A 26,605-nucleotide genomic window follows, 5' to 3' on the forward strand; every position below is an offset into this window, starting at 1 on the left:
TGATTTCGATCGCTATCCCACATGGTATAAGGGCTGGTTGGCTCCGCCTTTCCTTCGTTTTACGCAGAAGACCTCGCCCCATCAACGTACCTTATGATGTATCGAGGTCTTCTGCTACTCAAAAAGGCGGAGCCAACCAAAGAAAAAGGGGATAGCTAAGTTCAAAAAGTTCAAGTTCAAGAGAAAAGTTCAAGGTCACAAGAGGTCATTCAAAGAAGGTAGTTCAAGTGAACGGAAGTCAATCAAGGAGGAAAACAGAGAGGTGAATTCGAGGAAGTGATGGGATAGAAGCTCGTTCGATGACGTGATTCAAGAGTAAATATTCATAAAGACATATGTATGATTATTCAAGAGGTTTAACTCCAAGGTGATCATGCTTCGAAGACAAAAATGCATTTGGGATGGCTGATATTTATAAGGGTAGTCCATTTTGATTGCATGTATACCCACTAAACGAGCTACCTTTTTTGGCCGTTCTGATTAGGTTCTAATTTTTATCATTCATTTTGTTTCCGTAATTTTCTCAGATGGAGTGTGATTGGATATTTACAACGAAAAGGATGATGGAAATGGTATTGAAATACAGTTCATTAAAAGAGAAAGATTTAGATTACCTGTCGTTTATATTGCGACATGGAGTCGTTACAGCCAATCAGATGATGTTAAAGTTTCGAGAACCCAATGTGTACCGTGTGTATCGTCGCTTGCGGAAATTGGAAGACAGAGGGTATGTAAAGCATCAGCGCATCGCTCATAAGGTAGGGGTCTATTACGGCACGATTGAGGCGAGGGACCTTACCCATACACTTGTAACGGTTCCAACAAAAGCTACGATCTATACGATGCAGCATAATTTATTGATGACGGACTTGATTCTTTATTATGAGTTTCAATCTGAGAAACAGGGGATTGGCTTTGATTACCAGACCGAACGTGAAATTCGGCATGGGGTGATGGGGGACGGAGATCATCAAAGTAAGCTGAAGGCTTTCAACGAAAACCGGGATCGAATCCCCGATGCGATCTTTCATTTTCGATCACCGGATGGACGAGAAAGTACGACTTGGATTGAATTAGAACTCAATAAAAAAGACCGAAAGCGATATGAGGAAAAGTTCCAGCTTTTTGAGAAATTGTTGTCGGGGGATCGTATGGAAGGGTTGATTCATTCCTTTCATCAGGTTATGTATTTTACAAACGATACGAAAGTCCAGAATGTCATCCACGAAGTGAAGAAAAAGCTCATTAACGGTAACAAGATTGTATTAAAAAAGATTCCTTCTGTCATTTTAGAAGAAAAATGGGAAGAGGTGATGCCGAATGGAACCTCTACTCCATGAAAGACAGAGGGAACCTAAACAGACGGAAACGGATAAGATCATCGGTGAAGTGGTCGTCTATGTGCTAGTCGGTGCCGTGGCCATCATGCTTATGATTCCTGCCATACTTGGCATGTTGTTCTTTGCGCTTTGGCATGTTCTCAAACGTGATTGGGTCGTCTATCTTGCTCTTGTTGTCGGTTTAACCGTCCTCTTTATCCAGTATCAGACAGGGAATGGGCTTGCTTATTTTGGCATCGTATCCGAGATGAATGTCCCTTATTTATCGACCATCATCGAAAGGATTTTGAATGAAGGACGTTTGATTCCCTTGACCGGTGCTTCCTACATCAATACGACAGGACTAGCCTTGGTTTTCTCTTTCGGATACCACGTATACGCCAAGTACTTTTGGAAAAAACGAGTTAGCACGAAATCAGGTGAAATCCGGATGCGCAAGGCGGGTCGCCAGTATCAACAGTTTCGCAAAAATCGTTTGAAATTTCTTAATAGAAAGCAATTGCAATACCGAAATCAACCTTCCCAAGAAGTGTTTATTGGCTATTCGGAGTTTAAGGAGCGTGTTTCTTTAAACGCCAAAGAATTGAATTATCACATGCTGGCTACAGGCGGTACCGGTACAGGAAAAACCACATTGATTGCTTCTTTAATGGAATCAGCCTTACAACAGGATAAGCCCATTATTTTTGTAGATGGAAAAGGGGAGCGTAAGTCGATGTTGGAGTTTAAAGACTTATGTGAAGCCTACGGAAAAAAGGTGTATCTGTTTTCTGAAATGGATCCTCTCACGTATAACCCGATCAAAAACGGAACACCAACGGAAACACGAGATAAGCTGATGTCGCTCTTTTCCTTCTCCTCCGAAGGCGATGGCGCGTACTACACCGATATTGCTTCCCGATTTTTACAGCTGATCGTCAAACTCATCGATGAAGCGGGAGCACCGCGAGATATTCAAACCATTGCCAAGCTAACGAATCTCAAGTCGATGCATGCTTTTTTCAAGGCGTATAGCTCTGAGCGTGAGATCGAAGAAGAAGTAGAAGTGGAAGTAGAGGAGGAAGTTTCGATTCACGATGATGTGTCAGGACAGGACCATCATGAACTGAGTGATTTTTTTATAGAAGAGGAAAAACCGAAAACAAAAATAGTCAAGAAAACCGTGGTGCAGAAGAAAAAACGAAAAGTGACGTTCCTAGAGGAAGGGATGAAGCAAATTAAAGCTATTTTGGATGATGAGTTTCCTGAAGAGATGGTGGAGGGATGCCTTACTCGATTAAAAATGCAACTCGGGGAACTGCTCGAATCCGACCTCGGTCATCTATTTGTGGAGGATGAAAACGGCATTGATCTTCGTAAAATTACGAACGACAATGATGTGGTCATTTTCAGCATTTCAGGAAGTCGCTATGCGGACTACATCAAGAAAATCGGGAAGATGGTTATTCTCGATGTCAATAGCTTAGTGGCTTATCGCCAAGCAGAAGGGCGTAAATCGATTTTTGCGGTGTACGATGAGTTTTCTGCTTATGGAGATCGCCGAATCGTGGATATCGTCAATAAGGCACGTTCGGCAGGTTTTGAGTGTATCATCTCCACCCAAACCCTATCGGATATCGATGCGGTGGATCCGGTGATGACGGAGCAAATTATCTCCAATTGTAATGTAATCGCAACGGGTCGTGTCAACTCATCCAAAGATGCGGAACGCATGGCAGGTGTTTTTGGAACCTACAACGATAAAGAAATCACACAACAAGTAGAAAATCGATATAATCACCTGCGTTTTGAATCGGAGATGGGAACGGTTCGAGATGTACGGAATTTTAGAGCGCATCCGGATGAGATCAAAAACTTGCAAATCGGGGAAATTTTTATCAATCGAAAAATGGTAGAAGAAGAGACCGGTGATACCTATTTCCGTCGAGTGTATGTTCGAAATGCGCTGGACTTAGGAGGGATTCAATGACGTTTCTCAGTAAGCTCATCAACGGTTTTAAACGAAACACGGATCGAGGACGGGAGAAAATCTTGAAAGACGATCGACGACTGAAGTCGTCACGTTGGAACAGCCGGACTCTTTTCACTTTGGGATTTTGGCTCGTGGTCGGCGGTGTCATCTTCTTGTCCATCCAAGCAACCATCCGAACCGGATATCTCAATGAAAAGGTCAATGGCTTTCAAGGTGAAGCGATGAAGAAAATAGAAAGCTTGCACGCCATGGGATTTGCCCATTCACCTGCGGGTGAATCGTATTCGAAGAGATTCATCGAGACCTATATTACGATTCCAGCTGACTCCAAAGGGCGAGAGCAACGAGCCAATGTTTTGCAAGGCTTTTTAGCGGAAGGAATGAAGCTTGAAAAATTAGAAAACCTCTCCGAATTTAAAGGGAAACGAGTGTTGAAGAGTGCTCAATTATATGATGTGAAGGATATTCAGGACCATTCCGCTCAATACGTGTATCAAATTCAGTATGAGCTCATCAAACTGGAGGAAGTGAAACCGACAACGGAAGTCACCCCAAAAGAAAATGCAAACCAAGATCAGCAAGGGAAAGAAAAAGAGGTGGTTTTGAAAGAGCAGTCGCTGGGTACCCAAAACGTGATGATGGTGGTTCCGCTGGGAACCGATGGCCAATCCTTCAACGTGATTGATCACCCGTATTTCCAAGCCGTTCCGAGTGACACACGCTTAACAGCTGTTCAAGATCAAACAGACAAGTCCAAAAAGAACGTTCAAGTGGAGAATGAGCTGAAGCAATTTGCTACCCAGTTCTTCACGTCGTATACGACCAATTCGATCGAAGAAATGTCCTATTTGATGGAACAACCGGAAGCCTTAAAGGACCTTTACCAGTATAAAGGCTTGGAAGACTTTATCGTGTACAACGGCGATCAGGAAGGACAATACATCGTGAAAACGCTGGTCACTTTGCAACAAGCCGACACCGGACTTTCCAGTAAGCATCCTTTCACGCTGGTTGTCCAAAAGGAAAAAAATAAATTCTATGTGAAACAACTCAAACACACTTTAGGAGGATGATCCCTATGTTACCTGATATCACGGGTTTGACCAGTTATGTTTCATCCCAAGTCGCTGCCGTCCTGTTCATTATTATGATCGTGATGCTGGTGAGAGCGTTCCTGTCGCAACAATGGGGGGCTTTTTTCTCGAACTTCATCTTTGCCGTCGTATGCTACGTGATTGTTTCCAATCCCGGTGAATTTGAAGGTCTCGCGAAAGCCATTTGGAACGGTGTAAAGAGTGGTGGGTTAAATTGAGGTCTAGAGCCTATACCTACCGTAAATTTTGGAAGAATCCTTTAAAGCTGTACAACCTGGGAAAAGGAGAGAAGGGCCTTATCATTTCGAAAGGAGTTGAAATTCGTCAAATTCTTGTGGCTCTTTTGATCTTTGGCATCCTCTTTCTTTTTCGGGGAACCATCGGATCCTTCCTGCCGACCACGTTAGAATTCGCTTTTTATGCGGTATTGCCTTGGATGATTGCAGGAGCCCTATGCAAAAGCAAACTGGACGGAAAGAGACTGGACCGATTTTTTCTCGGTTATTTACGATATTTGTTCCATCGGCGTTTCCAATACAGCAGTCACAAGCCGGTTTACCAGCCACAGATGAAAAAAGGGCAGTCGTATGAGAGATTCCGATAAGGGAGGTGATTGAATGCTACAGTTTCCGATTCAATCCTATAAGGGAAACGTCATCTATACGCCTGAGGATGAAGCGTGGGGAGTTTATCGAGTCTTCGAAAATACGGTGGGTGTCAATGAGCGGGAGGCGGAAAACACCCATGTCTATCGATTGGAAAAGCTGGCGTGGCAGTTATCCTCGTTTGAGGAAATTGATTATAAAATCATTCCCGTTCCTCTCGACATTGATAAACGAATGGAGAAGCTGAAAGCCCAGTATGAAGGTAACTATGCCGACATCGGACGCTATTATGCCGATCGAGCCAAAGAAATTCTAGCAGAAGAAGCAAAAGATGTGGTGGAGTATAAGTTTTTTGTGGGGATTAAATTGAAGCGTCGGGAGATGAATGATGAACCGATTCTTAGCAGCTTGGTGACCTCTTTTAAGAGCATGAACCGTTACGTGCAACGTGTAGCCGGATTTGGCGGTCACGAGGTGGATGAATTAACGGAGCGAATGTTTAAAGAGTCCGAAGAACAGGCGTTTTCCATATTGACCTCTTATCTATCCGCCCAGCGAGTAAAAGAACAAGAATTGCGCTATATTATCCGGTCTCAATTCATTCGAGGACAAGGACAACCGAAGGATGAAACGAGCCTATACAGCCTTACCGAGGGCATTTTGGACCCATCGACAGCAGAATATCTTCGCATTCAGCAATTACAGGAAGAATCCTGGTGCGCATTTCTTCCCATTTCAGAGTTCCCTCTGGATCTATCGCATAAAGAGTGGGCCTATTTTTTCCAGTCTTACCACTTCCCCATTGAATTTCATATGCGGACCGTCTACAAAGGGAAAAAGGAAGACTATAACGAGACGAATAAAATCAAGAAGCGTTTTCGTGACCAAGACGCCCAGCTCATCGAAGCGAATGAAGATGAGGACAGCCTCATCAATAGCGGACGAAGCCTACTCCATGAATTGGAAAACGACATTAAAAATCAGAATAAACCTCTCCTTAGAACACACATCCATTTTGTAGTATATGGCAAGACGAAAGAAGAATGCCGAAGACGAGCCAATCGACTGAAAATCGATTTTAGAGATCAATCGATGGAAATGGTGCAGCCATTAGCCGACCAACTTCTCTTATTTCATCAATCGATTCCCTCTGCACCGATTAAAGCTCATGACTGGGAACAAATCTTAACCCCAGAATCTTTTTCGGAATCTCTCTTTTCGCTTACCCGAAAAGTGGGGAACACCGTAGGATTCTATCTGGGAAAGAATATTTCACACCACGGCGAAAGCCTGGAGAACTCGCCCTTTCTTGTGTTCTATCATCCCTTTTTGGCTCATCTCGGCTTGAAGGGATCGAAGTATTCCTCCCCTCACGTTACCATCTCGGGACCGACAGGGATGGGGAAATCCTATTTGCTCAAAGATATTTTGCTCCACGCGATTTTCTTTGGAGCCAAAATCTTAATGACGGATCCGAAAAATGGTGCGACACGTTCCTAACTGAAAAGGTTAGGCACTGTTGAACTTATGAAAGTTCGTAGTGAACTGTCATCCCGAGAAGTCAAATGATAGGGTAACGCCTTGAAGGGCTTCCTCTAATCCTCCGACATGCAGGGAGATGAGCAAGAATCAAACTGTATGAAGCTCGGTGAAGTCGGCTGAGAGCTACCGTAAGTCATATGGCACGAAAGCTGTCCAGAGGTGGATGGTGTAGCCTATAGGCCGGGAGTCTACAAAACACTCATGGTTAGAATGCACATAGAACCAAAGCGAGGTATGGTCGTGCAGACGAATCTCTGATGGTACGGGTCTATATCGGGAGCAAGTCGAAAGGCTTGCTGGCACAATTAGTGTCGCTACTGTGGGTGAGTAAAACTCGTTTTTATGAAAATCCATATATCGTTACAGGCGATATCCAGGTAGCAGGCTCATAGGAGAAACCTAAAAGTGTAGATGCAACAGATAGGAATGACGGAACGTGGTAAGCTACCAACGTGGAGGGCTTGCTTCCTGTGAAACGGTTCTAGGGAAAGCACTAATGAGATTAGTTAGATGTATAACCTAGATTTATGGTAGTGAAAGTGGTGGCACAGTACTGATGAAGCGTGTAATGAACGCTGAGGGATAGCCACTAGTCGATTGAAGACTGACAGTTACTAACGGTTAACATGGTTTCGAGTAAGACTAAGAGATGTAGTTTCTCCAGAAAGGAGACTACAGCCCATGTTGAAGAAAGCCAAGTTAAGACATAGCGAATATTACGACATGCAAACGATGTATGATGAGTTATATTCCAGTAGTCTTAATGGTAACAACTTCTATAAGTTAATGGATATTATCGGTTCAGAACAAAACATTAGACTGGCATACAGAAATATTAAAACCAATAAAGGTAGTAAGACCGCTGGAGTAGATGGATTAACCATTAAAGACATCTGGCACTTAAATGATACACAGATTGTCCATGAAGTCAGGAAGCGATTAGGACAGTATAAACCAGAATCTGTCAGAAGGGTTCTTATTCCTAAAGAAGGAAGCCATAAAATGCGTCCACTAGGGATACCTACTATTTGGGATCGATTAGTACAGCAAAGCATATTACAAGTCTTAGAACCCATATGCGAAGCGAAGTTTCACAAGCATAGCTATGGATTCAGACCCAATAGAAGCACCCATCATGCTTTAAGTCGAATGATTAGCCTCATAAATGTAGGAAATCACCATTACTGCGTTGACATTGATATCAAGGGATTCTTTGACAATGTGAACCATGGAAAATTACTTAAGCAGATGTGGACTTTAGGAATAAGAGATAAATCACTACTGTGCGTGATCTCCAAAATACTGAAATCCGAAATTGAGGGAGAGGGAATACCCAAAAAAGGGACGCCGCAAGGTGGTATTATATCTCCTCTTTTATCCAATATCGTTCTTAATGAGCTTGATTGGTGGATAAGTAATCAATGGGAAACTTTCAAGCGAAAGAATGCAAAAACCAAAGGATTTCTACAGTATGCGAGAAAATACACAAACCTGAAAGATGGGTATATCATTCGGTACGCGGATGACTTCAAAATCATGTGTAGAACTTATAAAGATGCCAAGAGATACTATCATGCAACCATTGACTTCTTATATAAAAGACTTGGACTCGAAGTCAATGAGGAAAAATCCAATGTAGTTAATCTGAAAAAGAATGCATCCACTTTCTTAGGATTCAAAATCAAATCCGTTCAACAAGGTAAGTCCAGATACGGATATGTAGCTAAATCCAGTATGACGGATAAAGCCATAAATAAAACGAAAAGAATCCTAAAGAAAAGAATTATAGAAATTCAAAAATCTCCGACGTCTGAACATGTACTAAAATTTAATATTACCTTAATTGGAATACAAAACTATTACAAGTATGCCACTAAAATTTATCTTGATCTAACGGAAATTAACTACATCTTACTGAAAACCATTAAATCTAGACTCAAAAATCATTTTAAGGTCATGAAGTTTAGTGAAACACCTGAGGAATTCCAGAAGAGAGCGAATGGTATCAAGGGTTACACGAAAGTGTACGCAGTGCAAAATACACCTCTACTCCCTATTACCGGTGTTCATCATAAAAGCCCTATGAATTTCTCGCCAGACATTTGCAGTTACACAGCTGAGGGACGAGAGAACATTCACAGTAACTTAAGAGCAATACCAAAAGATGTATTAGGACAAGTGATGTCAACCTATTCTAAAACGAGGAGTATAGAATACAACGACAACAGGATATCAAAATACATCGCACAGTATGGTAAATGCTATGTCACGGGTGAATGGGTCGGAGTAGATAGGGTACACTGTCACCACATCAAACCCTTGAAAAATGGTGGTACGGATAAATATAGCAATCTTGTCATCATCGATTCCCTTGTACATAAGTTGATACACTTGGTAGATAAGAAGAAAATTATCGCCATGATCAAAGCTCTCCGCCTCACAGCTAAACAACTGAAGAAACTAAACGGCCTCAGACTAGAGTCTGGAAATAAACCGATAGTATTAGCCAATTAACTTATCATGTCAGTTGGAAACGATGGAACGCTGAGTGCCTCGAAAGGGGCATGCTCAGTGTGAAGTGGGGGAAAGGGTAGAGATAATATCAAAGCCTTACCTATCACTATAAGTGGAGAAAAAGTTCAAACAGGCTATTTCTCCTGATATGGAGAAAACGGTCCCCTTCTTTCAAGAGTTGATTGACAGTTTCCACTATATTACGTTCTCATCGGATAAAAAAGATGCGGGGAAGCTGGACCCCCTCACCTTCCTAGAAGGGGAAGAAGCACATGATACCGCCGTGGCTATTTTGGAATACTTGTCTGAACTTCAGTCCACGGAACGAAATATCAAAACGGCTATTTATAAAGGCGTTCGTCACGTGATAACTCATGAGAGAAAGCCTGGGCTGTTAAAAGTTGTTCAGTATCTGCAATCATCAGAGGATCCGAGCGTGAGAAACGTAGGAGACCTGCTTTATGAAATGGGGACAAACGGCATTGCCAAGCTGATGTTTTCCGATGGAAACGTAGCAGGGATCAGCCTTTCCGAGCAAGTCAACATCTTGCAAATTCAAAATTTGACCCTTCCAGAAGACGGGGAGAAGCCGGCCACACGAGATGAGCACATTGCCGTTGCACTCATGATTCCGTTGGCGAAATTCGCAACGAAATTCGCTCGAGATGATTCTCAAACCAAAATCACGATCTTTGAAGAGGCATGGATGCTCACGAACACGGGGCAAGGAGATAAGCTCATCAAAGAAATGCTGCGCACAGGCCGATCGTTACGATCTGCTGTGTACATCATTACGCAGTCCACCGAGGACTATAACCGGCCGGATATCAAAGAAAATATCGGTACGAAATTTACCTTTAAGGCCAAAACCGCAGAGGAAGCTGAAAATATCATTGAATTTCTCGGATTGGAAGATAACAAAGCCAACCGTGACATGCTCAAGAATCTCACAGAAGGTCAGTGCATCATCGAAGACATGTATGGACGGACAGCGAAGATTCAGACGGACGTCCTCTTCCACGAATGGGTCCATGCGTTCAACACCAAAGAGGATGACAAAGGAAGAGCGGAGACCGAGGAGGCGTTTATTTAGTGAAAAAGTTATTCATACCTTTAATGATTTTGACTGCACTCCTTCCGGGTTGCAGTCAAGGTCCATCTCCGGAAGAGATTTCGAAAGTGGCGTATGAGTGGGAGAAAGCAGTGTTTGATAGAGATTATGACCGTCAACAAGTGTTTCTTTACGAAGAAGGTTCTTATGAAGCGTACAAGGGTGACAAAAGGATTGATTCAGGATTGAAATACGAAGATATTCGTTTTGAAGTTTACCATGATAAAGAGCTTGATAACTATTATGTCTTAGCAGACTTTAAGAATCCAAATGGTAAAAACACTGTTAAAGATGAATTACTGATAAGAAAAAAAGATGATACATGGAAGATAGATCAAAACAAAAGTATGAAACTAGATCGTGATCAAATAGAAGAGAATTTTGAACGTCAAGCCTGTATCCATTGCGATCAATAAGGAGGGGTTTGATGAAATTCATTAAACGGCGAGGGTTGGTATTCTTTCTTCTGTTAGTGGTGGTGTTTCTACCGGGTTCTTCTTTCGCGGAAGAAGTTTCACCGACCGTAGAAAAGAAAGAGGAAACGGTCGGCCGTGTCACCCTGGAGCAAAAAAAATATCCTCTCGATCATTATAAACTCGAAGCGGATATCGAGGATGGCATTCAGGCGACCGGTGATCGTGCGCTGCATTCTATGAATAATGCCTTGTGGGGATTTAACAAAACGGTTGCTTCGTTTACTCTCTTTGCGATCGATCAATTGATGTCCTTTGATTTAATTGGTTTGATTGCTCAAGAAGCGGGAGTGATGAGTGAACGAATCTATGACTTAATGGTTGGAACCTTCCTTTCTTTATTAGTGGTAATCGTAGGAGGAACGGCAGCCTATCGTTTTTATGTTAATCAGCAAGCTGGTCATGCGATCAAAGCGATCTTAGGATCTCTCATCATTATGGTTTTTACCTTTTGGTTTTATGAAGATGCCACGGGTAATATTGTCAAGTTGAACGAATGGGGAGCGGAACTTGAGGGGATGGCGAGTTCGGCCAATGTCCTTATGACCTCTGAAAACTTCAACGCGAATGAAGCGTATGACGCGCAAGAAGGGACGGCGGTCCTTGAAAATCAGTTGTTTCAATTAATGGTGAAACGACCTTATTTATTGTTGAATTACGGTACGACAAACGAAACGGAAGTAAATGATGAAAATCCGAATCGGGTTGACAGTCTATTAACCATTAAACCATATACCGAAGAAGGGAAAGAACAACGATCTGAAATAGTAAGTAAAGAGGTTATCGATTATGAAAACAAGCAAATGTCGCCAGATTATAGCGGTGAACGGTTTGGAAACATCTTGATTACGATACTTTCTACCTTTGCTTTAGCCATTCCGATTCTTTTATTAGCCTCGTTTAAGTTCCTGCTTCAAGTTTGGTTTTTAGCGCTGGTCATCTTTACGGCCATACCGTTGGTGATCTCTCTGATCCCATCTTATAGTGAAACGGCTATCCATCATTTTAAAAAGGTGATTGGGGTTCTCTTGATGAAGGGGGGATTAGTTCTTCTAACTGCGGTCATTACCGGGTTAGTCACCTTGCTGTATGAATCTGTGAAAATGACCGACGGGATTGAAGGGTATGCATTTGTTGTGTTCCTCATCGTGCTGGTCATTTGGGGATTGATGCAATATCGTTCGGAAATCTTTGAAGTGGCGTCTGCTGGGGTCATTCAAGGTCAACAAATGGCCGAGCGTATGACCTTTGCGACAGCCGATAAACTGGGTGAAGTGGGAGCTACCGGGGTGAAAGTACCGGCTCGTATGGCGGTAAAAGGAGCAAACTTTCTATCTCAAAAACGCAGGGAAGCAATCTCCAGTAGAAATGGAGAAGTCAAAGAAAGCTCGAAACGCCAACCTCAATTTCACTCCGTTCCGCGGTCCGACAAGAACAGCTGGCTGGTGGACTAGGAACAGCGCCAAAGTCCGCTTCACGGATGGCAGGTGAAGGTGTGGTTCAATTAGATGCTTATAAGAAAGGAAAAGGAGAAGGGGTAATGGATCATGGGACTTCCAGAACTTCCGTTCCCAGCAAGCATAATCCTCATCGTCCTCCATCTGAATCGAGAAAAGCGAGTATGAAGAGTGAAGGTCCCAAAGTGACGCCATCATCGGATCAAAGGCCATTATCCAAGTATCGAGATCCAGCATCCACCGCCCCACGTACACACTTGAAGATCGATCCGAATAAACCCATTACCCGATATGAGGCCCAAAAGCAGATTGATGCTAGCCGAGCAGAGATCGCTTCTACTCGGGATGAAAAGTCTTCCCAGCTTCGTTCATCGAATCCTAAGGAAGGGGAATGAGGCTGAAAGAGGCATTTGGACACTATAGACGACTCTCTTTCATCGAGGGAGATGCCTTTCTTGTCTGAATGCCTTCTTGAAAGGAGAAGGTATGGAACACGTCTTTAAAAAAAACGCCCATACGACGGCGAAGGTTGCCATTCTCAAGAGTCCGGTTACATGGATTCTCCTTATGCTGGCTCTGTTTGTCTCCTCCATGATTGGCATGACTCTATTCATCGCGATCTCTCTCGGGGGAGATGATTCATGGGATTCCCCTAGAGAGGGAGCAGCAGGCACGGTACACGTTTCCAAAGAGGTTTTACGATATGAACCGTTGATTCGGAAATATGCGGCAGAGAACGATATAGAGCCCTATGTCGGTTTGATCCTAGCCTTAATTCAGCAAGAATCAGGGGGGAGGAGCTTAGATGTCATGCAAGCATCCGAATCCATCGGGCTTCCACCCCAAACCATTATGGACCCTGAATACTCGATTTCCATTGGTGTCCAATATTTTGCCCAGGTGTTAAAACAGGCGAAGGGGGATATTCCTTTGGCCCTTCAAGCCTATAACTTTGGCAATGGCTTTATCGATTATGCGATGCCACGAGGCGGATATTCCAAGCAAGTAGCCAAGGAATTCAGTGAGATGATGGCTACCAAGATGGGGTGGGATGGATATGGAGATGTGAACTATGTTGACCATGTTCTTCGTTATTATAGCCAAGAAAAAGGCCTCGAAGTGGTGGGGGATGGTACGCAATCCTTTGATGTGGAAAAAGTGCATGACATTATGAAAAAGTATCTCGGCCTCCCTTATGTGTGGGGAGGAAGAACACCAAGCGACGGTGGATTTGATTGTTCGGGATTACTGGAATACGCCTTTGCCCAAATTGGAGTGAATCTGTATGGTACAGCGAAGTCCCAATATGACAAGACGATACCGATTCGGGATGAAGAAGCGAAGCCGGGAGATCTAGTCTTCTTCTCGACGTACAAGCCAGGTCCTTCCCATGTCGGTATGTACGTGGGAAACGGGACATTCATCAATGCCAATGGCAGTGGTGGGGTGAGTTATTCATCAGTACAGCAGTGGAAAGACCTGTATCCCTATTTAGGATTTAGAAGAATTGAATAGAAAGGAATGAAAGAATGGAGGGAGAACGAAAGCGAAACTTTTTTCTTTTGATGTGTGGATTTGTTTTGGCTGTTCTTGTTATTCTGTATGTCTTTAGTTTGCGCTCCCAGCTACAAGAGGTACTCGCGAATCAGAAACATTATGAAGAGCAAATGGAATCGTTATCTCGTGTGGAACATACCGAAGCATTAAAGGTTAATCAGGCGTTCCTTCACACCTTTTTCACCTATGAAACGACGGCCCAACGGTATGAACATATAAAACCCATGATGACCAATCGAGGGTATCAAGCCACTCATCCTTCCGGTCAAGAATTGCCAAAATCGAATTCATCGGTCCGGTCTTCTATGAAAGGTCTCAAGCCTTTTGCGTATCAAGGAACGAAAACAGAAGCTGAGTTTATCAATGAATTTAAGCTCACGACCGAATTTAATCATGTGGCTAACACAGAAACCGTCCTGGTGAAAACCAATCTGGTTTATGTAAAAGATCAAGGTTGGAAAGTGGATGATATCGCATTTGTCGGTCCATTGACTGGACGTTAAAAAAGGAGAGGACACGCCCGCTTACTTTACTCCGTTTAAAGGTGTGGAAACACACCCGCCCTACCCGACTTAAATTTTTTGAAATGGTGAAGGCAAAGCTAATTTGTTAAAATAAAAGAAAATGGTCATTTGGTTTGTACGGAGGGAAAAATGAAAAAAAGATTGGACTTGCGCGTTGATTTTGCGTTTAAAGCGATATTCGGTACACATGGAAATGAATCCATTTTGGCAGCATTTTTGAATGCAGCTCTCCGATTACCCGATGACAAGCAGATTTCCACGGTTACGCTACTTGATCCGCAGTTTAACAAAGAAAATGTTGAGGATAAAAAGTCAATTTTGGATGTTCATGCACGGTTGGAAGATGGAAGTAGGATCAATATAGAAATTCAACTGAATAACAAGCATAATATGGAAAAACGCACCCTATATTATTGGTCCAAAATGTACACCAGCCCACTGAAAGAGGGAATGGATTACGGGGAATTATGCCGTGCCATTACCATTAATATTGTTAATTTTCGTTATTTTTATCATACAGCTAATTACCATTCTGTCTTCAAATTGTATGAGCAAGAAGAAAAGTTTTTGCTGACAGATGCGTTAGAGATTCATTTCATGGAGCTTCCTAAGTTGTTAATTAAATGGCGAAATGGGGAAGTAAATCCACGGGAAAATCGTTTGGTACGTTGGTTATTATTACTTGAAGCCTCTGAAAATGAGGAAATCACGCAAATATTGGAGGAGATCGCAATGCAAGAAGATCAAACTCTTAAAAAGGCCATCGATGAATGGGATCGCGTGAGTCAAGATCCGGAGATGTTATTGGCCTATGAAGCCCGCCAAAAGGCGTTACTGGACGAACTTTCTGCTTTGCGACGGGCCGAAAAAAAGGGAAAAGAAGAAGTGGCTTTGAATTTGCTGAAACTTGGTGTAGATATGGAAACCATTGTGAAGGCAACTGGTCTCACTTTGGATGAAATCGAACAACTTCGAAAGCAATGAGGATATAGTTAGATATATGTAAAAAGCTGATCTCCATGGGGGTCGGCTTTTTACATTATTTAAATTTTGGTGTAATACTGTATGCCCATCAGGCTAGGACTACCTAATACACCAAAACAGGAAGGCTTCGACCTTAAGATTAACCGCACATAAGTGGTTTTGGGGATTGAATGATACATAATGCCGTTTTGTATCATTCTAAAAAGATTTCACTCCATGTATTTTAGTTTGAGAAAGATTTCCATCTACGGATTGCATACACAAAAAACACACTCTGTTTTGAAGTTATAATAGTAACTTTTTATTGGGTACCATCTAACTTAGTGAAATAACGTAGAGCCTTTAAATAACAATCAAGGTTTTTCATGACATAAATTCTAGATAAAACAAAGTAATTTTCATCTAATGAAAAGAATTCTGTGCCCAATTGGTGACCATTTTCTTAATTCCTAACGGATATTGGACATGTCTTGTCATCAAGAACTCTAATTACAAGAAAAGAAAAAAATCTAATAACTTGTACATCAATCACAAGTTGGATTATTTTGTTAATAACTGTATAATATTGTAGATATAAACGACACACTTTTGGGAGTGGGGAGAATTGGTTGATTTTAAAAAAAAGCTTGGTAAAAAAGTGATAGAAAGAAAAATTCATCCAAAGGATATTTACCAATCATTAGACAGGGCGAGTGATAAAGGTCCTCTTAGGCTGATACAAGAAAAAATCCTTGAAAAATGGTTTGATCATTTTAAAACCCAAAAAGACGTAATACTAAAAATGCATACTGGACAAGGGAAAACACTTACAGGGTTGTTAATCCTCCAGTCTAGACTTAACGACAAGACAGGCCCCGCATTGTACTTATGTCATAATAATCACTTATTAGAACAAACATGCTTACAGGCGGAAAGTTTCGGAATCAACTATTGTGTTATTACCGACGAGATCCCCGATGAATTTATAGATGGAAAGAGTATACTGATTACTTCAGTTCAGAAATTATTCAATGGTGAAACTAAATTTGGTTTAGGTGCCAGATCTTTAAATGTTTCTACAGTTTTAATGGATGATGCTCATGCTTGTATTGAGGTCATTAAGAATGCATGTAAAATAACACTTCTGAACACAACTAATGCGTATCAGGAGATTCTTACTTTGTTTGGACCTGAACTCCAAAACCAAGGTGTAGGGACATTTGCAGATATAAAGCGTAAGGAATATGACGCATTACTTCCTGTTCCCTATTGGGATTGGCAAGATAAACATACTGAAGTTGCAGAAATCTTATCAAAATATAGTACGAGTAAAGATATTAAATTCACTTGGCCATTAATAAAGGATGATATTAGAAATTGCCAATGCCTTATATCAGGGACTAGTCTAGAAATAATTCCATATACATTGCCTTTGCATTTATTTGGATCTTATTTTAAGGCAAGTCATAGAATCTTTATGTCTGCCACCCTCACGGATGACTCATTTTTAATAAGAGGACTTGGTATAGATTCAAAGTCAGTAAAGGCTCCGTTGCAATATGAGAATGAGGGATGGTCAGGGGAAAAAATGATCCTTATCCCTACGTTAATCGATCCGATGTTAGATCGAACAGAGATTGTAAATTTATTTGCAAAACCCAAAAAGAAAAATTATGGGGTAGTAGCTTTAGTCCCCAGTTTTAATAGTACTAAAGATTGGCAAAAATACGGGGCCATGGTAGCAAATAAAGACACCATCGTATTGGAGATTGAAAAGCTTAAAAGTAAAGATTATGAAAAAACATTGGTTATAGCTAATCGGTATGATGGGATTGATTTACCAGACAATGCATGCAGAATATTGGTGATTGATTCAAAGCCATTTTTTGAATCGCTCTATGATCGGTACATTGAGGAATGTCGGAGCAACAGTGATATACTTTCAGTTCGATTAGCTCAAACCATAGAACAAGGAACTGGTAGAGGTATTAGAGGAGAAAAAGATTATTGTGTCATTATTATTACTGGAGCCGAATTAGTGAGAGCAATTAGGTCTCAGGAAAAGAGGAAGTATTTTTCGGTTCAAACAAGAACACAGGTGGAAATTGGACTGGAAATTGCAGAGTATGCAAAAGAAGAGATTAATAATGGCACGGAACCCATTCAATCGTTAAACAATTTAATAAACCAATCATTAACTCGTGATGAAGGATGGAAAGAGTTCTATAAGCAACAAATGGATGAAATGGAATTAGAAAATCCACAGAATGAGATTTTGGAAGTGTTTGAACTGGAAAAAAAGGCGGAAGACTATTATAATAATGGCCTTTATGAAGAGGCGGTAAATACCATCCAGAACATAATTGATAAACATGTAAAAACCGAAGAAGAAAGAGGATGGTATTTGCAAGAGATGGCTCGCTTAATATACCCACTCTCAAGAGATCGGTCAAACACATATCAAATTTCAGCACATCGGAAGAATCGATTTTTACTTAAACCAAAAGAAGGAATGCAGATTTCTAAAATTCCTCCAGTTAGTTTAAAAAGAGTCGAAAATATAATAAATTGGATCCAAAATTATGCTACTTTTGAAGAATTATTCATAGCTGTTGAAGACATCTTGAGTAAACTCAGATACGGTGTTAAAGCTGATCGATTTGAATCAGCTTTAGATGAACTTGCTAAATCACTTGGGTTCCCAAGCCAACGGCCAGACAAAGAATGGAAAGAGGGACCGGATAACCTCTGGAAAATAACAGACAATCAGTATATGCTTATTGAATGTAAAAATAATGTGGATCTTGAAAGAGGAGAAATAAATAAAGATGAAACAGGTCAAATGAATAACGCTTGTGCTTGGTTTTCAAAAAATTATGGTGAGATTTCTATTAAGAGAATAATGATCATTAATACAAGGAAAGTTGCTAGTGCAGCAGGTTTCAATTACCCTGTGGAAATAATGCGAGAAAAACATCTAAAAAAGCTTACTGATAATGTGAAAAAATTTTTCTTAGAATTTAAGCATCTTGATTTAAAGAGTCTATCAGAAAAAAAAATACAGGAACTTCTTCAGACACACAAGCTAATTGTAGATGACCTTGTATCGGACTTATATTCAGAAACACCAAGAATATAAACTTTTGTAAAAATGTTTTATCGGTTATTTGAGGCCCTTTTGATGGAAAAATCAAAGGGCTTTTGTATATTAACCAACAACTCTGTTGCCGGGGGATGGGGCACATGAATAAACTGGATTATTTATTTCGTACGAGTCGTGGCAATCATGATCGTTATATGGAGCGTTATAGACGAAGATTCAACTTTAGTATTAATCAAGAAACTTATAGCAAAAAAAGTATGCATGACAGAGAAAAGTTATTATTCCAACAAGAAATCACCGGCTATATGAGAGCAAATAAAAGACGAGCTTTTCGTGGTCCTGTTGTTTTACATATGGATTTTTACCCTAGTAGGGGTAATCCACCAAGCATACATCAATTAGCTAAAAACTACTTAGATCTTCTCTGGAGACCAGCAACAGGGTTAGAAAATCTAATTCTTCCCTTAAAAGATGACCGGCAGATTAGCATTTTGATCGTTAATTACCATATTCAAAAACAGAATGAAATACCACGTATTGAAATGCAAATGGCACCACTTTATGATTTTTATGAAGATCTAAGATTAGTAGAAGCTATAAGATCCGGTGATGGGTTTCCTGAAGATGATGATCACTCTACTTATGATTACAAAGAAATTTTTGATGAAGAGGATAAGGATCCATTTGAGCAGTTGGATCAAATCCGTGAAAATTTAGAGGGAATTGAGGACTTAAAAGATATCATAGGACTTGAGACTTTTTTAAACCTCAAACGAATGTATTTAGTTCAATATCAATCGAATTGGTTTAATCTTGAGAAACTAAAAACATTCGATCTTATACATTTGTTCCCTAATGATAGAATCTCCAGTAATGAATTCCTAGACACAATACTTGAACAACACAGAAATTTAATCATCTCCCATTCTTTCAGGCCATTAAGAACGGCAGGTTTACCGACAAGAATGGGGGACACTGAAAAATTCAAAGCTACTATTCGAGCACTGCTAAATGAATTCAGAGAACGGTATCCTAGTCTGTTTCCACTTCATATAAATTTAAACCTGACTATTTTATATGTACCGCCCAGTGGGCAAGAAATAGATCTCGATAATTTGGCAAGATATATTGTTCCATTAATAAATGAAGCTTTAAAGCCACCTGCAGGAGTTTGGTTTGCTCAAAATAATCATCCCAGGGGATTCCCTACACATACAATTATCCAATATCAGATAATTAAGATTCCACGTAAAGAGCACGATCCGGAAAATGGTATTGTTAGACTAGTCTTCGGAGAATACGAGCCTTTCAACAATTGTTGGAGAAACATGGATCGAATTATCAATTCATGGAGTGATGCCGTTTTTTAGGTAGTCGCAAGAAAATTGTCAAATTACACAAAGTCGACGACGGGAAATTAAAGCTGTTTTGATTTCAAGGCAGCTTTTTTATTAATATCATTTTCAGGATATATTTTACTCATCGTTTTTTATAAAAATTAGCTGAAGAATGGATCATATTGTAAATTGTAAGTGATAGTGCTTTAAAGCGAATCTTACAAAATAAATTTTATCGGATTAAATATCTATTGATTTATTCAAGGATTCATCTAATTTCAACTCTAACTGATAAAAATGTAGTGTCACATTGAGGAGATTGGGGTGGAAAGGATAATAAAAAGAATCAATTAAGATAATCGTACAGTTTAACTAGACGTATAATTTACATTATACATGTTCAAACTCTATGAAACCATGCTATACTCGTCATATAATATGGAAAAAGGATAGATTTTCAGGGTGATTTTAGCTTATCAAACTCAGCATATAAGTGAAAGGGTGTACTTCATGATCTTGATCGATTATTTAACCTATCTTAATAAGAAAGGGATGTCCCGACATACGGTCGTTTCCTACCTAAACGACCTCCATCAATTTTTTGATGCTACCGGGAGAGGATTATGTCACGGAAACGGATATCCGGAAGTGGGTCGCTCAGATGATGAGACCGTCGGAAGGGAAGCCGCTGGCCGTCTCCACGATCAACCGTCGGTTGAATGCTTTGCGTAGCTTTTATACTTGGGCCCGACGAAATAAAAAATTTCAACATAATCCGATGGAGGGGATTGAGGATCTGAAAACGGCGGATGAAGATCATGAGAATATCCAATGGTTAACGGAAGAAGAATTTGAAGACTTGCTGAATCGGATGCGAAAGACACCGGTGTACAGCCGTGGGGTTGATCCGGAGGAGAAATATCGCCGAGATCGGGCCGTCGTCTATCTTCTAACGTATGCTGGTCTTAGGGTTGAGGAATTGTCCAACCTGAAGTTGACCGACATTGACTTAGAGATTAAGCGTATTCGTGTACTAGGGAAAGGGAACAAGGTACGGACCATTCCGATTTCCAATACCTTACTTCAAGAACTAGTAGATTGGTTAAAGTTCCGAACGGAAATGGCCAATAAAAAAGAATATGTAGCTGATTCTCTTTATGTTTTCTATAGCCAGAGATCCCCTCAGTTTTCGATCCGAGGGATACAGACCATGATTGAAAACTATAGTACTCCGAAAAAGAAGCTGACTCCTCACATGTTTCGGCATACGTTTTGCAAGTGGATGCTGAAAGCTACGGGGAATGATATCGAGAAGGTAAGAAGGCTGGCTGGGCATAGCAATATTGCGACGACTTCTAGGTACTTGAAGGATAGTTATCAGGATTTAGCGGATGCGGTAGAATCTTTACCTAGATTTTAGATTATTTAATGTACACAAGAGAGCGATGAACTGCTAATAGATTAAATGAAAATAGTTATCTAAAAAGTCTTGATCTTAGTTGAGATTGAGACTTTGATTTTGTTATGGGTTTTGAATAAGCTAGTTATCCATGATTAACCATAAGTAGCCCCATCTTAAAAACCGTCGTTTATGAGATGTGGTTACTCAGCTAACGGGCAGCATTCCTGTAATAATACTAGACACTTTAATACAATAGCAACTGATGTAAAGAGTTAATGAAAGCACGATTTCGCGTTTAGATAAACTGTTCCTTGCCCATACTTTTAATAAAATACTATATAGGAGGAATCAAAATGGATAATAGTTTTCCAGTGGCTACCTTACCAGCCGATCAACTAAACAAAATTCAATCTCTAGAAGAAGAAATACGTCGAGATACGAACGAAAACATAGTTCTAATTGCATATGAAGAAAACAAATAATTCTTTACACACTAACCGCTAACTAGCGGTTTTTATTTTGCTAAAAATATCAATATTGAATCTCTATAAAAGGAAGGTTGATCAAGATCTTTGACCTATGGTAAACCATCTGAAGTTTCCTCTTAGTTCGATAAACGAAACAACGAGAGAATTATGTATATTAAATAAAAGGATAGAATATATTATCTTAAATCATTTCATTTTACAGAGTAATATTTTAATAGTATTCTCCTGTATTTTGAAGTACAATACCACTTGAACAACTAAATATTGTGCTTTATGGTGCTACCGATAAATATCGTAGCTTAAAAGGGAAGTCGGTTTAAATCCGACACGGTCCCGCCACTGTAATGCTGACATCTGTTTCGTATCCCACTGGTTTAAGGACTGGGAAGGGGGAACAAATGGTCGAGGCTAAGTCAGGAGACCTGCCATAAAGAAGAACACTATAAAAACCTACGGGAGATAGGGGTGGTGTTACGTGACATGCTGAAATGGTTTGAACAAGTTTTATCAAATCAGCTATTCGTTTGTTGCACGTAAAAGCATCTTTCCAATAAGGGGGATGCTTTTTTTGTTGTTTGTTGTTGTGGTCATATTTTTGTAGAAACTACAACAATCGAAGAGAGGTATAGTATTTAACACAGGGGGGATAAGAATGAAATTGGCTTGTAAATTACGTGTCTCATTGTTGGTATGGATGATGGTTATGGTTTCTATTCTGTCTGCATGCAATAGTTCAGGTCAAGGCGAAAAAGAAACTTCGGTGCAACCAGTAAAAACTGAAGACAAACAAAAGGAACCAGAGAAACCAAAAGCCTATCAACCCGTTACTATTCAAAATTATCATCGAGAGATCACTTTTGAAGAAGTACCAAAACGAGTTGTAAGTTTAAATCAACATACAACGGAAATTATGTTAGCTCTTGGATTGGAAAATTATATAGTTGGAACTGCATATAATAGTGACGGTGAATATCTTCCCGAACTAAAGGAAAAATTCTCTAAGATACCTGTTCTCGCTGAAAAGTATCCTTCTCTTGAAGTATTACTAGGGATAAATCCAGATTTCGTTTACGGACGTGAAAGTGCATTTTCTGGTAAAGAAGCATTAGCCGCAGTGGATGATCTCGCTAAGTATGGGATAAAAGCATATGTAGCAAAAGGAACTTACGTGACTGCCGCAAAAATGGAAGATGTTTATGAAGATATCCTGAACCTTGGACGTATTTTTAATATCGAACAAAAAGCGCAAGCACTCGTTCAATCCATGCAGAAAGATATACAAGAGATCAAAAACAAAGTTGGAAAAGTAGAAAAACCGATTCGTGTTTTGGTTTTTGACAGTGGAGAAGATACCGTGTTTACGGCTGGGCAATCGTTACAAACTTCACTGATTGCCATGGCAGGCGGTAAAAATGTGTTTGATGATATCGAAAAAAACTGGGCAAAGGTAAGTTGGGAAGAAGTAGTTAAGCGTGATCCAGAGGTTATTGTGATTAATGATTATGGTAAAACCTCAGCAGACGAAAAAATCAAACTTTTATTAAATAATCCTGCAATGGCAGATGTTAAGGCTATTAAAAACAAAAGTTTTGTTGTACTTCCGCTATCAAGTGTTTTTGAGGGAGTCAGAAATGTGAGTGCATTAGAAACGTTAGCAAAAGGATTCTATCCTGAAAAATTCAAGTAAGCTGTTCATGTGGTTTAACGAGGAGAGGTGAAATACTTTGCAGAATTCCATCCAAAAGGAAGAGTTATCTAATCATAGTTCTAACATCGGTAAAATAGAAATGAAAAAACCCAGTAGTAGTAGCTACTGGGTTTGGTTCCCTATCCTCTCTATTGGATTGATTATTATCCTTTTTGTTTCAATGACCATTGCTATTACTCTTGGACCTGTTCCCATTCATCCTGAAACGGTATGGAGGATTGCCTTATCTCATCTCCCGATGATCGGGGAATGGGTACAAGTTGATTGGTCTAAGGCGCAAGAGCATATTATTTGGGATATCCGCTTTCCAAGAGTAATATTGGGAGCAATTGTCGGCGCAGGATTGTCCGTTGTTGGTGTGTCCATACAGGCTCTTGTTAGAAATTCTCTTGCTGATCCTTATATTTTGGGCGTATCCTCTGGTGCATCAGTCGGCGCTACGTTGGTGATTTTGTTTGGTGCCTTTAGTATATTTGGTCAATATGCACTTTCCGCTGGGGCATTTACTGGTGCGCTATTATCCATGCTATGTGTTTTTCACCTGTCGCAAGTGGGAGGACGCATTTCAACGGTTCGGCTATTACTCGCTGGAATTGCGATTTCAGCCGTATTATTGGCAGTAACGAGTCTCATTGTTCTTGCCGCACCGAAAGAGTCTGCTCTTCGCTCTGTGCTATTTTGGATCAAAGGAAGTTTAACAGGGGCAAAATGGGGCTATTTAACCCTTCCAGCCCTTGCCGTCATCGTTGGCACGGTGGTTCTTCTCCTTCAGTCAAGATCACTCAATGTTTTACTGATGGGTGAGGAAACAGCAAGTACACTTGGAGTGAATACAGATCAATTTCGGAAACTTCTTTTAATCATAACGGCTCTTCTAACTGGCGTTATTGTAGCCGTTAGTGGTGCTATTGGTTTTGTTGGGCTAATGATGCCTCATCTTGTCCGATTCCTGGTGGGTTCTGATCATCGTCGTGTTTTATCTGTAAGTGTATTATTTGGTGCCATTTTTGTTATTTGGTGTGATGTTATAGCAAGACTGTTGTTCGCACCCGAAGAAATTCCGATTGGTATTATCACTTCTTTGTGTGGTGGACCATTCTTTATTTGGCAAATGCGAAAAAGCACTTATTCATTCGGAGGTGACGGAAGATGAATCTCATGGTGCAAAATCTTTCAATTAGTATCCAAAAGAGAGTGCTTTTAGAAAACATTGGATTAGACGTAAAAACGGGAGAATTTGTTGGTCTAATTGGTCCAAATGGAAGTGGGAAATCCACGCTACTAAAAAGTGTATATCGAATGATAGAACCTGATGCTGGAATCATCAAGTTGGATGAAAACGACATCTTTACTTTATCTGCTCGCCAAACTGCACAATGTATGGCTGTGGTTCGACAGGAATCTCCCGTTGAATTTGATTTTTCAGTTCGTGAAATCGTTCAGATGGGTCGTTCTCCACATAAACGACTATTTGAGTTTGATACTTGCGAGGATCTATATATTGTTAAAGAAGCATTGTCTCGCGTGGGTATGGGAGATTTTGCTGATCGTAGCTATATGACGTTATCTGGGGGAGAAAAACAGAGGGTGCTTATTGCAAGAGCGTTGGCTCAACAAGCAAGACTTCTCATTTTGGATGAACCTACCAACCATCTTGATATTCGCTATCAACTACAAATAATGGATCTTATTAAATCTCTTGGCATCACGGTTCTGGCAGCTTTGCACGATTTAAATATTTCTGCCATGTATTGTGATCGTCTATATGTGATTAAATCGGGTCAAATCGTAACATCAGGCACTCCGAGGGAGGTCCTCCGTCCAGATCTCATTCGTGATGTTTTTGAGGTAGAAACGGAAGTCACTATACATCCCATTACCAATAAAACACACATTACCTTCTTTTCGGAGACGGTTGTACCTAGATATGGGGAGGACTACCGAAGTAGCTCTAACTAATGTAGTTTTGTAGTTTATGCATGCTTGAGTGTATCAATTTCTTTAGCGGGGATGTATGGTTATGACGACTTGGAATTTGTCTGAAACTCGGCACCATGTATTGATCTGTAATGGTGGAAGTTGTATGAAAAATGGGGCGGAAGAAGTGACTCTAGCGATCAGACAAGAGATTAAAGCGCTTGGAGCAGATAATAAAATTCATACGACGCGCACTAAATGTAATGGGCGATGTGAGGATGCGTGCGTCGTGATTGTTTACCCAGAAGGAATATGGTATAGAGGGATTACACCAGAGATTGGAACTGAAATAGTCCGTTGTCATCTATTTGATGAAGGAAAGATTCTGCATCCCCATGTTAGTTATACTTATCAAGATAAACATTTTTCTCCTTCAATTCAAAGTCCTTTAGGAGTATTGAAGATGCAAAAATAAATGCGATCGGTCATTTCAGACTATTTTAGTATAATGAATAAGCAACCTCTTAAAAAATTTCCTGACTAGCTAAAATCTGTTGCCATCCATTTTAGGGTGGCTTTTTATTGACTGATCTTTAATATCATTGTCTATAAGGGTCTTTATTCATCTAACCGGGATCAATAGTTCAATAAAAAGTGGCAATCCAGATGTTATTTTCATCGTTCTGGATTGCCACTTTGTTGTTTATCGGGGCTTAGTATAAACATTACTTTCATTTGAAGTAGCCTAATTTATATATTTTCCAACAAAATCCATCCCTGTGGCCGTTTTTGGACTTATCTCGGACTTACCCCATGCCCATCAAGCTAAGTACAACTCGTACCCCCAAAAAGGAAAAAATAGGATATCCTTTCTATAAGTCTATTTATTTTTAGAAAGGATGATTTTCTATGGAACCGATGCCCTCCCTTTCCATCAACGAAGAAGTACAGCTTATGGTTCAAGAATTACGGCAATATTTTTCTTTTACTCAATTGGAAGAACTAGCTCGACAAACTGGGTTTATTCAGCGTAAGGGAAAACTGGCAGCTCAAGATTTCATTTTCTTATGTTCTTTCTCAAATCAAGATCTTTCTACCGATTCATTAACATCCTTATGTAGTCAACTGGATGCTTTCAGAAGCGTTTCCCTGAGTTCAGAGGGTCTTAACCAAAAATTTAATGAATCCGGAGTAGATTTTCTAAGAAAACTTTTTTCCACGCTTCTTCGTAAAAAATTAGCCTCTTCTTCTACCATCCCTTGCGATCTAGACCGCTATTTCAAACGGATTCGCATTCTAGATGCGACGGTCTTTCAGCTACCAGACCTCTATGCTCACTGTTATCCCGGATCCGGAGGGAGTGCTCATACATCCGGTGTAAAAATTAAATTGGAATACGACCTTAAGTCCGGCCAATTTTTACATGTAGACGTAGGCAGTGGTAGCACGAGTGATGGTTTATATGGTGCCAAATTAGCGAAAACGGTGGAAAAACAAG

The 26,605-nt window shown here is 40.3% G+C and carries 22 protein-coding genes, 1 pseudogene and 1 riboswitch; all 23 genes and pseudogenes read left to right on the plus strand.

The annotated features are described in order from the left end of the window. Positions 1–569: 569 nt before the first annotated feature. Entirely contained in the window at positions 570–1,340 is a 771-nt protein-coding gene (locus ABLT31_RS32985) for a hypothetical protein (RefSeq protein WP_367759716.1), read from the plus strand. Next, positions 1,321–3,309: a type IV secretion system DNA-binding domain-containing protein gene (locus tag ABLT31_RS32990; protein ID WP_367759718.1), complete on the plus strand. Its 1,989-nt coding sequence runs from the start codon at positions 1,321–1,323 to the stop codon at positions 3,307–3,309. The genes ABLT31_RS32985 and ABLT31_RS32990 overlap by 20 nt, the downstream gene beginning before the upstream one ends. Beyond that, positions 3,306–4,385: a conjugal transfer protein gene (locus ABLT31_RS32995; RefSeq protein WP_367759720.1), complete on the plus strand. Its 1,080-nt coding sequence runs from the start codon at positions 3,306–3,308 to the stop codon at positions 4,383–4,385. Before ABLT31_RS32990 ends, ABLT31_RS32995 begins: the two co-directional genes overlap by 4 nt. Before the next feature lie 5 nt (positions 4,386–4,390). Then, entirely contained in the window at positions 4,391–4,624 is a 234-nt protein-coding gene (locus ABLT31_RS33000; protein ID WP_367759722.1) for a hypothetical protein, read from the plus strand. After that, the gene (locus ABLT31_RS33005; RefSeq protein WP_367759724.1) at positions 4,621–5,010 is read left to right on the plus strand and encodes a TcpE family conjugal transfer membrane protein; all 390 of its coding nucleotides are present in this window, start codon (positions 4,621–4,623) and stop codon (positions 5,008–5,010) included. Before ABLT31_RS33000 ends, ABLT31_RS33005 begins: the two co-directional genes overlap by 4 nt. 13 nt (positions 5,011–5,023) lie before the next feature. Beyond that, positions 5,024–6,511, plus strand: coding sequence for an ATP-binding protein (locus tag ABLT31_RS33010; protein WP_367759726.1), 1,488 nt, complete (start codon positions 5,024–5,026; stop codon positions 6,509–6,511). A 723-nt stretch (positions 6,512–7,234) separates the two neighbouring features. Next, the gene (ltrA, locus tag ABLT31_RS33015) at positions 7,235–9,067 is read left to right on the plus strand and encodes a group II intron reverse transcriptase/maturase (RefSeq protein WP_367759728.1); all 1,833 of its coding nucleotides are present in this window, start codon (positions 7,235–7,237) and stop codon (positions 9,065–9,067) included. 148 nt (positions 9,068–9,215) lie between these two features. Further along, complete coding sequence (locus ABLT31_RS33020; protein WP_367759730.1) at positions 9,216–10,160, plus strand: ATP-binding protein; 945 nt, start codon at positions 9,216–9,218, stop codon at positions 10,158–10,160. Beyond that, the gene (locus ABLT31_RS33025) at positions 10,160–10,594 is read left to right on the plus strand and encodes a hypothetical protein (RefSeq protein WP_367759732.1); all 435 of its coding nucleotides are present in this window, start codon (positions 10,160–10,162) and stop codon (positions 10,592–10,594) included. Before ABLT31_RS33020 ends, ABLT31_RS33025 begins: the two co-directional genes overlap by 1 nt. Positions 10,595–10,605: 11 nt before the next feature. Continuing rightward, the gene (locus ABLT31_RS33030; RefSeq protein ID WP_367759734.1) at positions 10,606–12,105 is read left to right on the plus strand and encodes a CD3337/EF1877 family mobilome membrane protein; all 1,500 of its coding nucleotides are present in this window, start codon (positions 10,606–10,608) and stop codon (positions 12,103–12,105) included. A gap of 26 nt (positions 12,106–12,131) precedes the next feature. Then, complete coding sequence (locus ABLT31_RS33035) at positions 12,132–12,503, plus strand: hypothetical protein (protein ID WP_367759736.1); 372 nt, start codon at positions 12,132–12,134, stop codon at positions 12,501–12,503. 76 nt (positions 12,504–12,579) lie between these two features. Further along, on the plus strand, positions 12,580–13,623 hold the full coding sequence (locus ABLT31_RS33040; protein WP_367759738.1) for a bifunctional lytic transglycosylase/C40 family peptidase: 1,044 nt from the start codon (positions 12,580–12,582) through the stop codon (positions 13,621–13,623). Between the two features lie 14 nt (positions 13,624–13,637). Continuing rightward, on the plus strand, positions 13,638–14,168 hold the full coding sequence (locus ABLT31_RS33045; RefSeq protein WP_367759740.1) for a hypothetical protein: 531 nt from the start codon (positions 13,638–13,640) through the stop codon (positions 14,166–14,168). Between the two features lie 150 nt (positions 14,169–14,318). Then, positions 14,319–15,173 (plus strand): Rpn family recombination-promoting nuclease/putative transposase, encoded by an 855-nt coding sequence (locus tag ABLT31_RS33050; RefSeq protein ID WP_367759742.1) that lies wholly within the window; start codon positions 14,319–14,321, stop codon positions 15,171–15,173. Positions 15,174–15,777: 604 nt separating this feature from the next. Next, positions 15,778–18,291: a DEAD/DEAH box helicase family protein gene (locus ABLT31_RS33055; RefSeq protein ID WP_367759744.1), complete on the plus strand. Its 2,514-nt coding sequence runs from the start codon at positions 15,778–15,780 to the stop codon at positions 18,289–18,291. Positions 18,292–18,395: 104 nt separating this feature from the next. Further along, positions 18,396–19,625, plus strand: coding sequence for a hypothetical protein (locus tag ABLT31_RS33060; protein ID WP_367759746.1), 1,230 nt, complete (start codon positions 18,396–18,398; stop codon positions 19,623–19,625). Between the two features lie 477 nt (positions 19,626–20,102). Next, a pseudogene (locus tag ABLT31_RS33065) lies at positions 20,103–21,012 on the plus strand (tyrosine-type recombinase/integrase). Positions 21,013–21,347: 335 nt separating this feature from the next. Further along, the gene (locus ABLT31_RS33070) at positions 21,348–21,476 is read left to right on the plus strand and encodes a hypothetical protein (RefSeq protein WP_367759748.1); all 129 of its coding nucleotides are present in this window, start codon (positions 21,348–21,350) and stop codon (positions 21,474–21,476) included. Positions 21,477–21,739: 263 nt separating this feature from the next. After that, positions 21,740–21,926: riboswitch (cobalamin riboswitch) on the plus strand. Positions 21,927–22,134: 208 nt separating this feature from the next. Then, positions 22,135–23,169, plus strand: a complete 1,035-nt coding sequence (locus tag ABLT31_RS33075) for an ABC transporter substrate-binding protein (protein ID WP_367759750.1) — start codon at positions 22,135–22,137, stop codon at positions 23,167–23,169. A gap of 100 nt (positions 23,170–23,269) precedes the next feature. Further along, on the plus strand, positions 23,270–24,343 hold the full coding sequence (locus tag ABLT31_RS33080) for a FecCD family ABC transporter permease (RefSeq protein WP_462976566.1): 1,074 nt from the start codon (positions 23,270–23,272) through the stop codon (positions 24,341–24,343). Further along, positions 24,340–25,149, plus strand: coding sequence for an ABC transporter ATP-binding protein (locus ABLT31_RS33085; protein ID WP_367759754.1), 810 nt, complete (start codon positions 24,340–24,342; stop codon positions 25,147–25,149). The genes ABLT31_RS33080 and ABLT31_RS33085 overlap by 4 nt, the downstream gene beginning before the upstream one ends. Before the next feature lie 61 nt (positions 25,150–25,210). Beyond that, complete coding sequence (locus ABLT31_RS33090) at positions 25,211–25,582, plus strand: (2Fe-2S) ferredoxin domain-containing protein (protein WP_367759756.1); 372 nt, start codon at positions 25,211–25,213, stop codon at positions 25,580–25,582. A 434-nt stretch (positions 25,583–26,016) separates the two neighbouring features. After that, the coding region (locus ABLT31_RS33095; RefSeq protein ID WP_367759758.1) for an IS4 family transposase at positions 26,017–26,605 on the plus strand (589 nt) is incomplete at its 3' end.

It is taken from the genome of Ammoniphilus soli (genome assembly GCF_040813775.1).